This is a genomic window from Bacillus cereus, from assembly GCF_015071065.1.
Lineage (GTDB): Bacteria > Bacillota > Bacilli > Bacillales > Bacillaceae_G > Bacillus_A > Bacillus_A cereus_BA.
Genome location: NZ_VOVA01000034.1, coordinates 1 through 14,713 on the forward strand (window position 1 = coordinate 1; position 14,713 = coordinate 14,713).

Sequence of the window (14,713 nt, forward strand, 5' to 3'; positions counted from 1 at the left end):
TATTTCCCATGAAATAGGCTAGGCTCTCTTAGTAAAAATGCTGAAATGTAGTAAGGGATTTTTTGAGCAGAAATATTAAGAAATTGATAAATAAACGGATAATCTTCAGAGCCGTAGCTTCCAAGTAGGTCATACCACCAATCAGTTTCATACCTAGAAATCATGCTTAAATTATAGAGCAATAAGTAATGAACAAGGAGCTCAGGTAATACTGGTTTAGGATTTCTAGGATTGTTCGTAAGTGGTAAATAATAAGTATCAGTGAGCTGTTCATAGTAAAAAGGGGTGCTATACATAGGATTCCATGAGTCGATAGGTGCAGTAAAAAATATATTTGATCCACTAGTTTTTTTAGGGATATGTTGTATAGATAAATGCTTACAAGTTGACTCAATGTAACGCGAAAATCTCTCTGTAGTCATATGTAATCGATCCAGTATATCTACCGAAAAAGAGAGTTCATTTTTATTTATTGAATCGATTTTATATAAAGTTGATCCTTTTTGACTATAGCGAAATAAATTTTGTAATTCAGGGATATTTCCCATTAGCTCTAACATATTAAACTTCTCCGCTTCTAAGTGTTTCATGTGAAACAGTTGTTCTGCAACGTGAGTAAACAATCCATTTTTCTGTATTTTCACCTCATCTTCTAAAAAATGATACCCCTGTTTTTTTCGTTTACGAGTTGTAACGCCATGAGCTAAAACGGTAGTTGATTCTGGGTAGTTAGGATCAATAGTTAACAAGCAAGCTTTAAATAGTTGGCTAATTCCATAAAATAACAACATCGGCTGAATCGAAAAGGGGGCCACCTTATATAATTCATAATAATTTTTCCCATGTTCTAAGTAGTAAATAAAGGGATAACAGTTTTCAAAACTTTTTTTTTCAGCATCTTGTATGGAGAATTTTTCATAACAACGGGCAAGATAACGTTGTACATTTTGAGATGAAAAGAAGAAACTTAATTGCTGCCAAGTACAATGTGTTTGATGCATATATTACGCTCCTTTTATTGTCTAAAAATTCTAACATATATATACGTCCTTGACAGTATTTTAACCAATTGATAAGCTACTAATAATAATTTCTGGTATCATGGGGGGAAAAATTATGTGGGAATCTAAATTTGTTAAAGAAGGTTTGACTTTTGATGATGTATTACTTGTACCAGCGAGGTCAGATATATTACCAAGAGAAGTAAGTGTTAAAACAGTTTTATCTGAAAGCTTACAGTTAAACATCCCGTTAATTAGTGCAGGAATGGATACAGTAACAGAAGCTGATATGGCTATTGCAATGGCTCGTCAAGGCGGTTTAGGAATCATTCATAAGAATATGTCTATTGAGCATCAGGCAGAGCAAGTTGACAAGGTAAAACGCTCTGAAAGCGGCGTTATTTCAGATCCATTCTTTTTAACTCCAGAACATCAAGTATATGATGCGGAACATCTTATGGGAAAATACCGTATCTCAGGTGTACCAGTTGTAAATAATTTAGATGAGCGAAAATTAGTTGGTATTATTACAAACCGTGATATGCGCTTTATCCAAGACTACTCAATCAAAATTTCTGACGTAATGACAAAAGAACAGTTAATTACAGCCCCAGTTGGTACTACACTAGGAGAAGCTGAAAAAATCTTACAAAAGTATAAAATTGAAAAGCTTCCTCTTGTTGATAATAGCGGTGTATTACAAGGGCTTATTACAATAAAAGATATTGAAAAAGTAATTGAATTTCCAAACTCTGCAAAGGATAAGCAAGGACGCTTATTGGTTGGAGCAGCAGTTGGTGTAACGGCTGATGCAATGCTTCGTATCGATGCATTAGTAAAAGCGAGTGTAGATGCAATTGTACTTGATACAGCTCATGGACATTCTCAAGGTGTTATTGAAAAAGTAAAAGAAGTTCGAGCAAAATATCCAGCACTAAATATTATTGCTGGGAATGTTGCTACAGCTGAAGCGACAAAAGCATTAATTGAAGCTGGTGCAAATGTAGTTAAAGTTGGTATTGGACCAGGTTCTATTTGTACAACGCGTGTTGTAGCTGGAGTTGGTGTACCACAATTAACAGCAGTTTATGATTGTGCAACTGAAGCTCGTAAACACGGCATTCCAGTTATTGCAGATGGCGGTGTTAAGTACTCTGGTGATATGGTTAAAGCTTTAGCAGCAGGAGCACACGTTGTTATGCTAGGTAGTATGTTCGCTGGCGTAGCTGAAAGCCCTGGAGAAACTGAAATTTACCAAGGTCGTCAATTTAAAGTATATCGTGGTATGGGTTCTGTTGGAGCAATGGAAAAAGGAAGTAAAGATCGCTACTTCCAAGAAGGAAACAAAAAACTTGTTCCAGAAGGTATTGAAGGACGAGTACCATATAAAGGACCTTTAGCAGATACAGTTCACCAATTAGTTGGTGGATTACGTGCAGGTATGGGATACTGCGGAGCACAGGATTTAGAATTCTTACGTGAGAATGCGCAGTTCATTCGTATGTCGGGTGCTGGTTTACGTGAAAGCCATCCTCATCACGTACAGATTACAAAAGAAGCTCCAAACTACTCATTATAATGTCTTATATGTAAATAGACGGAGATTTGATATCTCTGTCTATTTTTTTTTGATTATGTTAGAATAACGGTTATGTGAGTACATAGATATTGGGGGTAGCAAAAGTGAAAGGTATGTTTTGCAAAAGATTCATTGCGTTGGTAACAGTGCTTACACTAGCTTTTGGCATGTTTGCACCATATAGCAATGCATCAGCAGAAACAGGAGCTGCTTTAAACATCGAAGCAGGTGCGGCGATTTTAGTTGAAGCGAATTCTGGGAAAATTGTATATCAAAAGAATGCAGATGAATTATTATCAATTGCTAGTATGACAAAGATGATGAGTGAATATTTAGTTCATGAAGCAGTGGATAAAGGAAAACTTAAGTGGGATCAAAAAATTAAGGTTTCTGAATATGCATATAAGATTTCACAAGATGCTTCATTATCAAATGTTGCATTAGAAAATGGTGGCCTGTATACAGTAAAAGAGTTATACGAGGCAATGGCAATTTTTTCTGCAAATGGTGCAACAATTGCATTAGCAGAAGCAATTGCAGGTAAAGAAGTAGATTTCGTAAAAATGATGAATGATAAAGCGAAAGAACTAGGATTGAAAAATTATAAATTTGTTAATTCTACGGGTTTAACGAACAAAGATTTAAAAGGAATGCATCCTGAAGGTACAACACCGGATGAAGAAAATAAAATGTCTGCGAAGGATGTTGCAACTTTAGCGCAACATTTAATTAAAGATTATCCAAAAGTGTTAGATACAGCAAAAATCCCGAAAAAAGTTTTCCGTCCAGAAAAAGAGAAATTTGGGATGTCGAACTGGAACTGGATGTTAAAGGGTTTAGTTAAAGAATATGACGGAGTAGATGGTCTAAAAACAGGATCAACTCCAGAAGCAGGGGACTGCTTCACTGGTACGGTTGAACGAAATGGTATGCGTTTTATTTCTGTAGTTATTAAAACAAGTTCTCATACAGCGCGTTTCGATGAGACGAAGAAATTATATGATTATGGCTTTGCTAACTTTGAAATGAAGAAAATGTATGAAAAAGGTTCTTCGGTCAAAGGAAAAGAAACGGTAAGAGTTGAAAATGCGAAAGATAAAGATGTAGCAGTTCAAACGAAGCAAGCTGTTTCACTTCCGGTGCCAAAGGGAAGTAAAGACGTTTATAAAACAGAATTTAAACAAGGAAATAAGGGACAAGAAGCACCTCTGAAAAAGGGAGTTGCACTTGGCCAAATGGTTGTAACGTCTAAAGATAGTAATGATCCTGGATTTTTATCAGGAAAATCATTACAAGTAGACCTTGTAACAAAATCTGAAGTAGAAGAGGCAGGCTGGTTCACACGTTCTATGCGCGGAATTGGTTCTTTCTTTAGTGGTATGTGGAATAGTGCTGCTGATACAGTAAAAGGTTGGTTTTAAAAGCTCCTCATTGTAGGAGCTTTTTCTTATTCCTATTTTTCATACCGACTTTATGAAAAAGTAGTGGACAAGCATCAGATAGTTAGTGGTAGAATGTAAGAGTATTCTTAATTTTCTTCTTTAACGGGGGAAAGCAATTCACCTAGGGGGGTTTTTGTACATGACAAATGTAACAGGGACAGAACGTGTAAAACGTGGAATGGCAGAAATGCAAAAAGGCGGCGTTATCATGGACGTAGTTAACGCTGAGCAAGCAAGGATTGCAGAAGAGGCAGGCGCAGTTGCTGTTATGGCATTAGAGCGTGTACCTGCAGATATTCGTGCAGCAGGTGGCGTTTCTCGTATGGCAGATCCAACAATTGTTGAAGAAGTTATGGGTGCTGTGTCAATTCCGGTTATGGCAAAATGCCGTATCGGTCACCTTGTAGAAGCACGTGTATTAGAATCATTAGGGGTAGACTATATCGATGAGAGTGAAGTATTAACTCCTGCTGATGAAGTATACCATTTAAATAAACGTGATTACACAGTTCCGTTTGTATGTGGTTGCCGTGATATTGGAGAAGCTGCACGTCGTATTGCAGAAGGTGCATCTATGCTTCGTACAAAAGGTGAGCCTGGAACAGGAAACATTGTAGAGGCAGTGCGTCATATGCGCCAAGTCAATGCAGAAATCCGTCAAGTTGCAAATCTACGTGAAGATGAGTTAATGACATATGCAAAAAATACTGGTGCTCCTTATGAAGTACTACTTGAAATTAAACGCCTTGGTCGCCTACCAGTTGTAAACTTTGCAGCAGGTGGTGTAGCAACACCTGCAGATGCAGCGTTAATGATGCAACTTGGTGCTGATGGTGTATTTGTTGGATCTGGTATCTTCAAATCAGAGAACCCAGAGAAATTTGCACGTGCAATCGTTGAAGCAACGACTCATTATGAAGATTACGAACTAATTGCAAGCCTTTCTAAAGGATTAGGTAATGCAATGAAAGGTGTCGAAATTTCAACGTTATTACCAGAACAACGCATGCAAGAGCGTGGATGGTAATTAAAGGAGATCTTTAAAATGGTGAAAATCGGTGTACTAGGTCTTCAAGGTGCTGTTCGTGAGCATGTGAAATCAGTTGAAGCAAGTGGTGCAGAAGCTGTGGTTGTAAAGCGTATAGAACAACTTGAAGAAATTGATGGTCTTATTTTACCAGGCGGTGAAAGTACAACAATGCGCCGTCTTATTGATAAGTATGCTTTCATGGAGCCTCTTCGTACATTTTCGAGGTCTGGTAAACCAATGTTTGGTACATGTGCAGGAATGATTCTTCTTGCGAAAACGCTTATTGGCTATGAAGAATCACATATTGGTGCTATGGATATTACGGTTGAGCGCAATGCGTTCGGACGCCAAAGAGATAGTTTTGAAGCTGCACTTTCAATGAAAGGTGTGGGAGAAGACTTTGTTGGTGTATTTATCCGTGCTCCGTATGTTGTAAATGTAGCTGATGATGTTGAAGTACTTTCTACGCACGGCGAGCGAATGGTAGCGGTAAGGCAAGGACCGTTTTTAGCTGCTTCTTTCCATCCGGAATTAACGGATGATCATCGTGTAACAGCATACTTTGTAGAAATGGTAAAAGAAGCGAAAATGAAAAAAGTTGTATAAGTAACTTGCAACTTGTATAAGATTATAGTAAATTGATGGTAACAATTTTATAAAATAAGCGTGTTGATAGGAAGTAGTAACAGATGTTGTTTCTTATAGAGAGTCGATGGTTGGTGGAAATCGATAGAAACAGTTTGTGAATCCATCCTGGAATGGAATGTGGAATATCTTTTGATTAGTAAGCATTCCCGGTGAAGAGCCGTTATTTCTACTTGAGAGGAAAGCGGTAATGCTTTCAACTAGGGTGGCAACGCGGGTTAACTCTCGTCCCTTTGTATAGGGACGAGAGTTTTTTGTGTTTTATAAAATAAAAGGAGGAGTATATAATGCTTGATATTAAATTTTTACGTACGAATTTTGAAGAAGTAAAAGCAAAATTACAGCATAGAGGCGAAGATTTAACGGATTTTGGTCGCTTTGAAGAACTTGATACGAGAAGAAGAGAGCTACTTGTTCAAACGGAAGAACTAAAAAGTAAACGTAACGAAGTATCTCAACAAATTTCAGTATTAAAGCGTGAAAAGAAAGATGCGGAAGCTCTAATTCTAGAAATGCGTGAAGTTGGGGAAAAAGTAAAAGATCTTGATAATGAGCTTCGTACAGTTGAAGAAGATTTAGAAAAATTAATGCTATCTATCCCAAATATCCCTCATGAATCTGCTCCAATAGGTGAAACAGAGGATGATAACGTAGTAGCACGTACTTGGGGAGAAGTGAAAGAATTTACTTATGAGCCAAAACCACATTGGGACCTTGCTACTGATTTAGGGATTTTAGATTTTGAACGTGCTGGGAAAGTAACAGGAAGCCGATTTGTATTTTACAAAGGTGCTGGTGCAAGATTAGAACGTGCTTTGATTAGCTTTATGCTTGACCTTCATACTGATGAGCATGGATATGAGGAAGTATTGCCTCCTTATATGGTAAACCGTGCAAGTATGACAGGAACAGGACAACTTCCGAAGTTTGAAGAAGATGCATTCCGTATTGAAAGTGAAGATTATTTCCTAATCCCGACAGCTGAAGTACCTGTAACGAATATGCATCGTGATGAGATTGTGAGTAAAGAGCAATTGCCGATACGATATGCTGCGTTTAGCTCATGCTTCCGTTCTGAAGCAGGTTCAGCTGGTCGTGATACACGCGGTTTAATTCGCCAACACCAATTTAATAAAGTTGAACTTGTGAAGTTCGTGAAACCAGAAGATTCTTACGAAGAGTTAGAAAAATTAACAAATGATGCAGAGCGCGTGTTACAATTATTAGAGTTGCCATATCGCGTTATGAGCATGTGTACAGGAGATTTAGGATTTACAGCAGCGAAGAAATACGATATTGAAGTATGGATTCCAAGCTATGGTACATATCGTGAAATTTCTTCTTGTAGTAATTTTGAGGCCTTCCAAGCGAGACGCGCGAATATCCGTTTCCGCCGTGAGCCAAATGGCAAACCGGAACATGTTCATACACTAAATGGATCTGGTCTTGCAATTGGACGTACAGTGGCAGCTATTTTAGAGAACTACCAACAAGAAGATGGTACAATTATAATTCCAGAAGTTCTTCGCCCTTATATGGGAGGAAAAGCAGTTATTAAATAAGTTAAAACATTCATCGGTATGAGTGATTGGTAATTATGGACGTTGTCAGCAGTGTCATCAAGGAGAGGAAAAGTAAAATTTTCCTTTCCTCATAATTTATTATAGTAGGGTTGACTAACTGTTTTTCTTTTGATATTATATTTGATGTCAATATGGAGGTATACCCAAGTCTGGCTGAAGGGATCGGTCTTGAAAACCGACAGGCGGCGAGAGTCGCGCGGGGGTTCGAATCCCTCTACCTCCTCCAGATATAATTGACAACAGCGCATATAAGTGGAGATTGGAGAACTCGTTACCAACACGTAACGAGTTTTTATTTTAAAACCAATCGTAAAGTATGATGTAAGGATATAATGTCCTTATTACACACTCATATTCCGATGATTATCTTCATAGATATGAAAGGAGTTAACATGGATCTTATTATACAAACGTTTCCTTTAGATGGAAAAACTTTATATTATGTACAATGTCCTGTCTGTAAGAACAATAGAATTTTAAACAGTGGTGCAAATGTGTCACGCATTATAAGTGATGATACATTCCGTAAACTTTGTGGTTGCACTTGTGATGTAAAACAGGTTGCAAAAAAAGTAGAGGTGCCAAAAGAAGCTGAAAAACCAGCGGTGCAAAAAGAAGTAACTCCAAAACGTACAGGGAAATTACTAACAGCAGTAATTAATGGGAAAGAAATGACTGTTAAAGAGATTGCTGAAACATATGATATTAGTACGAGTACTGTTCGTCAACGTATTAATGCTGGAAAGCCAGAGAGTGAAATTATTGCTTCGACAAAAAAGAAAAAGTAATTTCATAGGAAAACCCGTGCATATGCACGGGTTTTTTATTTTACAAGTTTACGTGTTTGTTTTAAAAAATGTCCAATTTTTTTAATGATTGGTTCGATTGAATCGCCATCTTTTAAAATATCGTACTCATTAATATTTAAGCGTAAAATAGGGCATGAATTAAAGTTATTAATCCAGTTTTCGTAACGTCCATGCATCTCTTCCCAATACTCAATTGGTGTTTGCTGCTCCATTGGACGTCCGCGTTCTTGAATACGATCGACAATATCATCAAACGAGCCTTCTAGGTAAATTAATAAGTCTGGATGAGGGAAGTAAGGAGTCATGACCATAGCATCAAATAAACCTTTGTATGTTTCATAATCAGTTTCAGTCATTGTGCCCTTTTCGTGATGCATCTTTGCGAAAATACCAGTGTCCTCATAGATAGAACGGTCTTGAACAAAACCGCCACCATATTCGAAAATTCTTTTTTGTTCTTTAAATCGTTCTGCTAAAAAATACACTTGTAAGTGAAAGCTCCAGCGTGTGAAATCAGCATAGAACTTGTCTAAATATGGGTTGGAATCTACTTTTTCAAAAGATGTACGATAACCTAAAGCGTTAGCTAATGCAGTTGTCATAGTTGATTTACCGACACCTACTGTTCCAGCAATAGTGATAACTGCATCATTTGGTATATCATATTTTTGCCTTAAATTCATTGTTATTTCGACTCCTTCAAGAGAGTATTTTGAAGAGCGGATAAGATGACATTTAAATCATCAGGATTTCTTACAAAATCCATATCGTCTCCATTAAATTTCAATACTGGAATATCTGGATGGTCATTTTTGAAAGCATCCATTGCTGTTTCGTAATCTTTTGTAAGCTGTAGCAAGTAATTTGGATCCATGTTTTTTTCGAATTCTCTTCCGCGCATCGCAATTCTTTTTTGTAATGTTTCTAGGCTCGCTGTTAAATAAACGATGACATTTGGTACAGGCATATCTTGCGTAAGAATGCGATAAATTTGCATGTACTTGTCATATTGAGAATCTTTTAATGTACGGGATGCAAAAATTAAATTTTTAAATATATGATAATCTGCTACTACAGGCTTCCTTTGATTCAAATACTTTATGTTAATATCCTCTAGTTGTTTGTATCTATTACAAAGAAAGAACATCTCTGTTTGAAAACTCCATTCGTCGATGTCTTCGTAGAATTTTCCTAAAAAAGGATTTTCATCAACAATCTCTTTTAGTAAGTGGAGTTGCATGTGAGTTGAAAGTTCCTTCGCAAGTGAAGTTTTTCCAACACCAATTGGTCCTTCAACCGTGATAAATGGTACTCCGGTCACGCTGTTTCCTCCTTTCAATCAGTGATTTACCGTGACTACTAAAAACACAAAACAGAATTATTGTAGCACAAGAGGGGAGCGAGCGGACTAATTTGATATAAAAAGTTAGAAAATAGATATGTATTAATTAAATTTTATTTGGGATGACGGTACAATATTTGCCTTTAATGTAGCTTCCATTATTTTTAAAGCATGTTCATTATCTTGCTCGTTATTAGAAGCGATGCAATCCCGTGGTACATAAAGTGTATAATTTCTCATATGGGCATCATTAGCTGTAAAAAGGATGCATATGTTCCCGGCAATTCCTGTTAAAATGAGATTTTCAATTTTCAAATAACCTAATAAAGAATTCAAAGGTGTTTCATAAAAAGCAGAGTAATGTGGTTTAATAAAAATGTAATCGTCAGTATGCGGAGCAATGGCCTCGATAATATTTTGACTATACTCATTTGTACAATGAGTAATAAGTTGATCAATATCAGATCTCCAAAGTTGATAGTGGTCATTGACATAAATTATTGGATAGCCCAATGATTTCATGGTGTCCTTTAATTGTAAAATGGGGTTCTTTATAATTTCACATTTCTGTGCCAGGATGGGTCCGTGGGAGAATTGAAAATCATTAATCATATCGATAATGAGTAAGGCAGTATTTTTCATATGTAATTCCCTCTCTTTCTTCTTTAGGTTGGATTGAATTTGTAAAAGTTATCCCACCTGCAAGAAATGAAAAAGTGTATTTTATTTTTGGTGAAAGGACTATATTATGGAGCGAGATATATATTTTATGAAGTTAGCAATAGAGGAAGCGAAGAAGGCGGAGGCGATACAAGAGGTACCAATTGGTGCTGTAATTGTGCTAGATGGTGAAGTGATTAGTGTCGCACATAACTTAAGAGAAACTGAACAGAGATCAATAGCTCACGCCGAGCTCTTAGCTATTGATGAAGCTTGCAAAAAATTAGGTACATGGCGTTTAGAAGATGCAACGTTATATGTAACATTAGAACCTTGTCCAATGTGTGCAGGGGGAATTGTTTTATCGCGTGTAAAACGGGTTGTATATGGTGCGAGCGATCCGAAAGGTGGATGTGCAGGTACATTGATGAATCTTTTAACTGATGAGCGTTTTAATCATCAGTGTGAAGTAGTGGCTGGTGTACTTGAAGAGGAATGTGGTACGTTGTTAACGATTTTTTTTAGGGAGCTTCGTAAGAAAAGAAAAGAAGCGAAAAAACTAGAGAAAAGTAATGGTAACTAACGTATTTGCATTTTGTAAAAAAACAAGTTATACTGATAATGCCTTATCCAAGGCAACCGAATATTGGTTTTAACTTTGCCGTGCTAAGCGGGGAGGTAGCGGTGCCCTATACTCGCAATCCGCTCTAGCGAGGCCGAATCCCTTCTCGAGGTTATGCTGCTGTAAGGTCTGCCTTAAGTAAGTGGTGTTGACGTTTGGGTCCTGCGCAACGGGACCCCGTGAACCTTGTCAGGTCCGGAAGGAAGCAGCAATAAGCGGGTTTTCTCGTGTGCCGCAGGAGTGCCTGAACCGAGCTAACTGCTTGAGTAACGCTTATGGTACGTAATCGACAGAAGGTGCACGGCAGTTATATATGTATACAAAACTCACCTTAATATAAAGGTGGGTTTTTTGTATGGAAAATAACTTTTGGAATCTATAAACAGAATGGGTTATAATAAATGAGATAATAACCTTTGAGGGAGGCCGTATTTTCGTGTCATACCAAGCGTTATACCGAACATGGAGACCGCAAAAATTCGAAGATGTAGTCGGTCAAAAGCACGTGACAAAAACGTTGCAAAATGCCCTTCTTCAAGAGAAAGCTTCACATGCTTATTTGTTTTCTGGGCCGAGGGGAACAGGGAAAACGACAATTGCGAAAGTATTTGCAAAGGCAATTAACTGTGAACACGCCCCGGTAGCTGAACCTTGTAATGAATGTCCTTCTTGTTTAGGAATTACACAAGGGTCTATTTCAGATGTATTAGAAATTGATGCGGCTTCAAATAACGGTGTAGATGAAATTCGAGATATAAGAGATAAAGTAAAATATGCTCCAAGTGCTGTAGGATATAAGGTATACATTATTGATGAAGTTCACATGCTTTCTATGGGTGCCTTTAATGCGCTTTTGAAAACTTTAGAAGAGCCGCCAGGACATGTTATTTTTATTCTGGCGACAACAGAACCGCATAAGATTCCAGCTACAATTATTTCGCGTTGTCAGCGTTTTGAGTTTCGAAAGATATCAGTAAATGATATCGTTGAGAGGTTATCGACAGTTGTAACAAATGAAGGTACGCAGGTAGAAGATGAAGCGTTACAAATCGTAGCGCGTGCCGCCGAAGGTGGTATGCGTGATGCGCTCAGTCTTATCGATCAAGCTATTTCTTATAGTGATGAGACGGTGACGAGTGAAGATGTTTTAGCTGTAACAGGATCTGTATCTCAGCGATATTTAGGTGACCTGGTAGAATGTATACGTGAAAATGATGTATCAAGAGCGTTACGTATTATAGATGAGATGATGAGTAAAGGGAAAGATCCGGTTCGCTTTATGGAGGATTTCATTTACTACTATCGTGATATGCTTTTATATCAAACTTCACCACAATTAGAACATATGTTGGAACGGGTAATTGTAGATGATCAATTCCGTACGTTAAGTGAAGAAATGCAACCGGAAGTAATCTATGAAATTATTCATACCCTTAGTAAGGGACAACAGGAGATGAAGTGGACAAACCATCCAAGAATATTCTTGGAAGTTGTTATGGTGCAACTGTGTCAGCAGTTTATGATGCAAGCAAACGGCGCAGATCGTTTACAAGCGATTATGAACAGGATGCAGCAGCTGGAGAAAGAGTTAGAGCAAGTTAAAAAGAATGGCGTGCCAGCTGGTGTGCAGCAGGAAGTAAGAGAGACGCGGGCAACACCAAAACCGGTACGAACAGGAAGTATGAAAATTCCTGTTGGACGTGTGAATGAAGTGTTAAAGCAAGCGAAGCGTCAAGATTTAGAACAGTTAAAAGCTGTATGGGGCGAATTATTAGGAAGGCTCAAGTCACATAACAAAGTAGCATTTGCTGTTTTATTAGAAAATAGTGAACCAGTTGCGGCTTCGGATGATACCTATGTGTTAGCATTTCAATATGAGATTCATTGCAAAATGGCTAGTGAAAATCGAGAAGCGATGGATACATTGGAACAAACTCTTTTTGAATTGTTAAGTAAAAGGTTAAATATGATTGCTATCCCAAAAAGTGAATGGGGTAAAATTCGTGAAGACTTTTTACAACGCGAAGGCGGGGATTCTGAAGAAAGCCCAGAACAAAAAGAAGATCCTCTTATAGAAGAGGCTGTAAAATTAGTAGGGCAAGAACTTATTGAAATAAAAGAGTAATAATAATGAGGAGGAATTAATTATGATGCGTGGCGGAATGGGAAATATGAATAATATGATGAAACAAATGCAAAAGATGCAAAAGGACATGGCGAAGGCGCAAGAAGAGCTTGGCGAAAAAACAGTTGAAGGTACAGCTGGCGGCGGAATGGTTACTGTTATTGCAAATGGTCATAAGCAAGTTCTTGAAGTGAAAATTAAAGAAGAAGTTGTAGATCCAGAAGATATCGAAATGTTACAAGACTTAGTATTAGCTGCAACGAATGATGCACTTAAAAAGGTTGATGAACTTTCAAACTCTACAATGGGCAAATTTACAAAAGGCATGAACTTACCAGGTGGAATGTTCTAGGAGGATATTGATATATGCATTATCCAGAACCGATATCAAAATTAATCGATAGTTTTATGAAGTTGCCAGGAATCGGACCGAAAACAGCGGTTCGATTAGCGTTCTTCGTGTTAGATATGAAAGAGGATGATGTACTAGGTTTTGCGAAAGCACTTGTGAATGCAAAGCGAGATTTAGCGTATTGTTCTGTATGCGGACATATCACTGACCGCGATCCTTGTTATATTTGTGACGATTCGCATAGGGATCAATCGGTTATTTGTGTAGTACAAGAGCCGAAAGATGTAATTGCGATGGAAAAAATGAAAGAATATCAAGGTGTATATCATGTTTTGCGTGGTGCCATTTCTCCAATGGAGGGAATTGGACCTGAGGATATTAATATCCCGCAATTATTAAAGAGACTACAAGATGAAACGGTACAAGAAGTGATATTAGCAACAAACCCTAATATTGAAGGGGAAGCTACAGCGATGTACATATCCCGCCTCTTAAAGCCAACAGGAATTAAAGTAACTCGTATTGCACATGGTCTGCCGGTTGGTGGAGATTTAGAATATGCAGATGAAGTAACGCTATCGAAAGCTTTAGAAGGCCGTAGAGAGATATAAGAGGAGAAGGGAAAATGTTCTTTCAAAAAAAGGGTAAGTTGCGTAAAGAGTATGACGATAAGTTAATTGTATTATTAGAAAAGGTAAAGAATGAATGGCTACGTCAGAAGAGACTGGTTGAACAAAGTGTTGAGCCGTCTCAAGATGTACTTTGTTCTTTAAAAATAGCAGAGGCGAAATATTTTTTCTTGTTAAAAGAAGCAAAACGTCGTCCTGTGAAAATGGAACAATGGTAAAAGGTCCTGCTTTTTAAAGCGGGACCTTTTGCTTTTTATCGATTTATTTGTGAGTAACAGGGCTACTTTATTTTTGGGATATACAGATGAGAAGGAAACGGCGGGAATGGAATTAGTTGTATCTAATTGTTAGTGCTTAGAAGAAATATTACTGATTAAAGGTTATAAAGATGAAGTGGTAGGAGTTATGTTATAGATGTTCTTTTTTATTGTCTTGTCCCATACAAATGGATATGTATAGGTCATTCATAAGGAGGAAAAAATGAATTCTACAATTATTATTGTTGGTATTCTTGCTTTGGTTTTTATTTTTCTTGTTTTTGGTGTTTCTGCTAAACCAATACGTTTTATAGGGAAAGCACTCTTTCATGTCACTTTAGGTATAGCGTTACTATTTATTGTGAATGTTGCAGGGACATATTTCGATTTTCATATTCCGATTAACATGGGCACAGCTACAGTATCAAGTTTATTAGGGGTGCCAGGTGTTGCTGCATTAGTGATTATTAAGCTATATATAATGCCAAGATAAATTTATTTTGGCATTTTTTAAAAAAGCGTTGACTTATCGATTAGTAATATGATAAATTAATAAGCGTCGTCAGGAACGAAAGAAAAAAGTTGTTGACAGATTCAAGTCAAAATGTTAAATTATAAAAGTCGCTGAAACGCGGCA

16 protein-coding genes, 1 tRNA gene, 1 other RNA gene and 1 other annotated feature are annotated in these 14,713 nt (G+C 37.4%); of the genes, 14 read left to right on the forward strand and 4 right to left on the reverse strand.

Annotation, left to right across the window (positions count from 1 at the left end; all coding sequences use genetic code 11):
• On the reverse strand, positions 1 to 1,001 hold a 1,001-nt coding region (locus FT637_RS28285; RefSeq protein WP_193649075.1), incomplete at its 3' end, for a YaaC family protein.
• A gap of 115 nt (positions 1,002 to 1,116) precedes the next feature.
• Between FT637_RS28285 and guaB the strand changes: the two genes are divergently transcribed.
• The 7 genes from guaB (at position 1,117) to FT637_RS28320 (ending at position 8,068) form a co-directional block, all read left to right on the forward strand.
• The gene (guaB, locus tag FT637_RS28290) at positions 1,117 to 2,580 is read left to right on the forward strand and encodes an IMP dehydrogenase (protein ID WP_193649076.1); all 1,464 of its coding nucleotides are present in this window, start codon (positions 1,117 to 1,119) and stop codon (positions 2,578 to 2,580) included.
• A 113-nt stretch (positions 2,581 to 2,693) separates the two neighbouring features.
• Positions 2,694 to 4,001: a serine hydrolase gene (locus FT637_RS28295; RefSeq protein ID WP_193649084.1), complete on the forward strand. Its 1,308-nt coding sequence runs from the start codon at positions 2,694 to 2,696 to the stop codon at positions 3,999 to 4,001.
• Positions 4,002 to 4,161: 160 nt separating this feature from the next.
• Positions 4,162 to 5,049 carry a pyridoxal 5'-phosphate synthase lyase subunit PdxS gene (pdxS, locus tag FT637_RS28300; protein ID WP_002107268.1) on the forward strand — a complete coding sequence of 296 codons (888 nt, stop codon included), beginning with the start codon at positions 4,162 to 4,164 and terminating at the stop codon, positions 5,047 to 5,049.
• Between the two features lie 18 nt (positions 5,050 to 5,067).
• A complete protein-coding gene (pdxT, locus tag FT637_RS28305; protein WP_193649077.1) occupies positions 5,068 to 5,658 on the forward strand; it encodes a pyridoxal 5'-phosphate synthase glutaminase subunit PdxT in 591 nt (196 codons plus the stop codon).
• A gap of 54 nt (positions 5,659 to 5,712) precedes the next feature.
• Positions 5,713 to 5,933 (forward strand) — a binding site (T-box leader).
• Between the two features lie 51 nt (positions 5,934 to 5,984).
• Positions 5,985 to 7,259 (forward strand): serine--tRNA ligase, encoded by a 1,275-nt coding sequence (gene serS / locus FT637_RS28310; protein ID WP_193649078.1) that lies wholly within the window; start codon positions 5,985 to 5,987, stop codon positions 7,257 to 7,259.
• 154 nt (positions 7,260 to 7,413) lie between these two features.
• Positions 7,414 to 7,506, forward strand: a tRNA-Ser gene (locus FT637_RS28315).
• Between the two features lie 166 nt (positions 7,507 to 7,672).
• Positions 7,673 to 8,068, forward strand: a complete 396-nt coding sequence (locus FT637_RS28320) for a DUF3797 domain-containing protein (RefSeq protein ID WP_193649079.1) — start codon at positions 7,673 to 7,675, stop codon at positions 8,066 to 8,068.
• Positions 8,069 to 8,103: 35 nt separating this feature from the next.
• Here the strand turns inward: FT637_RS28320 and FT637_RS28325 are convergent, their stop codons facing one another.
• The 3 genes from FT637_RS28325 to FT637_RS28335 form a co-directional block, all read right to left on the reverse strand.
• Positions 8,104 to 8,772 (reverse strand): deoxynucleoside kinase, encoded by a 669-nt coding sequence (locus tag FT637_RS28325; protein WP_193649080.1) that lies wholly within the window; start codon positions 8,770 to 8,772, stop codon positions 8,104 to 8,106.
• Positions 8,773 to 8,774: 2 nt separating this feature from the next.
• Positions 8,775 to 9,410: a deoxynucleoside kinase gene (locus FT637_RS28330; protein ID WP_193649081.1), complete on the reverse strand. Its 636-nt coding sequence runs from the start codon at positions 9,408 to 9,410 to the stop codon at positions 8,775 to 8,777.
• A 123-nt stretch (positions 9,411 to 9,533) separates the two neighbouring features.
• A complete protein-coding gene (locus tag FT637_RS28335; protein ID WP_193649082.1) occupies positions 9,534 to 10,073 on the reverse strand; it encodes an isochorismatase family cysteine hydrolase in 540 nt (179 codons plus the stop codon).
• Positions 10,074 to 10,179: 106 nt separating this feature from the next.
• On the opposite strand from FT637_RS28335, the gene tadA reads away from it, so the two are divergent.
• From tadA to FT637_RS28370, 7 genes are all read left to right on the forward strand, one after another.
• Positions 10,180 to 10,674, forward strand: coding sequence for a tRNA adenosine(34) deaminase TadA (gene tadA / locus FT637_RS28340; RefSeq protein ID WP_193649083.1), 495 nt, complete (start codon positions 10,180 to 10,182; stop codon positions 10,672 to 10,674).
• Between the two features lie 78 nt (positions 10,675 to 10,752).
• Positions 10,753 to 11,017: signal recognition particle sRNA large type (ffs, locus tag FT637_RS28345), an RNA gene on the forward strand.
• A 132-nt stretch (positions 11,018 to 11,149) separates the two neighbouring features.
• Entirely contained in the window at positions 11,150 to 12,838 is a 1,689-nt protein-coding gene (gene dnaX / locus FT637_RS28350; RefSeq protein ID WP_002029302.1) for a DNA polymerase III subunit gamma/tau, read from the forward strand.
• A 25-nt stretch (positions 12,839 to 12,863) separates the two neighbouring features.
• Positions 12,864 to 13,190, forward strand: coding sequence for a YbaB/EbfC family nucleoid-associated protein (locus tag FT637_RS28355; protein ID WP_170935248.1), 327 nt, complete (start codon positions 12,864 to 12,866; stop codon positions 13,188 to 13,190).
• Positions 13,191 to 13,204: 14 nt separating this feature from the next.
• Positions 13,205 to 13,801, forward strand: coding sequence for a recombination protein RecR (gene recR / locus FT637_RS28360; protein ID WP_002159648.1), 597 nt, complete (start codon positions 13,205 to 13,207; stop codon positions 13,799 to 13,801).
• A gap of 14 nt (positions 13,802 to 13,815) precedes the next feature.
• The gene (locus FT637_RS28365) at positions 13,816 to 14,037 is read left to right on the forward strand and encodes a YaaL family protein (RefSeq protein ID WP_002009631.1); all 222 of its coding nucleotides are present in this window, start codon (positions 13,816 to 13,818) and stop codon (positions 14,035 to 14,037) included.
• A 262-nt stretch (positions 14,038 to 14,299) separates the two neighbouring features.
• Complete coding sequence (locus tag FT637_RS28370) at positions 14,300 to 14,569, forward strand: pro-sigmaK processing inhibitor BofA family protein (RefSeq protein WP_002063354.1); 270 nt, start codon at positions 14,300 to 14,302, stop codon at positions 14,567 to 14,569.
• Positions 14,570 to 14,713 lie beyond the last annotated feature (144 nt).

Bases quoted from the DNA above. Each gene is read 5' to 3' on its own strand.
- guaB (WP_193649076.1), top strand. From the start codon at position 1,117: ATGTGGGAATCTAAATTTGTTAAAGAAGGTTTGACTTTTGATGATGTA.
- FT637_RS28295 (WP_193649084.1), top strand. From the start codon at position 2,694: ATGTTTTGCAAAAGATTCATTGCGTTGGTAACAGTGCTTACACTAGCT.
- pdxS (WP_002107268.1), top strand. From the start codon at position 4,162: ATGACAAATGTAACAGGGACAGAACGTGTAAAACGTGGAATGGCAGAA.
- pdxT (WP_193649077.1), top strand. From the start codon at position 5,068: ATGGTGAAAATCGGTGTACTAGGTCTTCAAGGTGCTGTTCGTGAGCAT.
- serS (WP_193649078.1), top strand. From the start codon at position 5,985: ATGCTTGATATTAAATTTTTACGTACGAATTTTGAAGAAGTAAAAGCA.
- FT637_RS28320 (WP_193649079.1), top strand. From the start codon at position 7,673: ATGGATCTTATTATACAAACGTTTCCTTTAGATGGAAAAACTTTATAT.
- FT637_RS28325 (WP_193649080.1), bottom strand. From the start codon at position 8,772: ATGAATTTAAGGCAAAAATATGATATACCAAATGATGCAGTTATCACT.
- FT637_RS28335 (WP_193649082.1), bottom strand. From the start codon at position 10,073: ATGAAAAATACTGCCTTACTCATTATCGATATGATTAATGATTTTCAA.
- tadA (WP_193649083.1), top strand. From the start codon at position 10,180: ATGGAGCGAGATATATATTTTATGAAGTTAGCAATAGAGGAAGCGAAG.
- FT637_RS28355 (WP_170935248.1), top strand. From the start codon at position 12,864: ATGCGTGGCGGAATGGGAAATATGAATAATATGATGAAACAAATGCAA.
- recR (WP_002159648.1), top strand. From the start codon at position 13,205: ATGCATTATCCAGAACCGATATCAAAATTAATCGATAGTTTTATGAAG.
- FT637_RS28365 (WP_002009631.1), top strand. From the start codon at position 13,816: ATGTTCTTTCAAAAAAAGGGTAAGTTGCGTAAAGAGTATGACGATAAG.
- FT637_RS28370 (WP_002063354.1), top strand. From the start codon at position 14,300: ATGAATTCTACAATTATTATTGTTGGTATTCTTGCTTTGGTTTTTATT.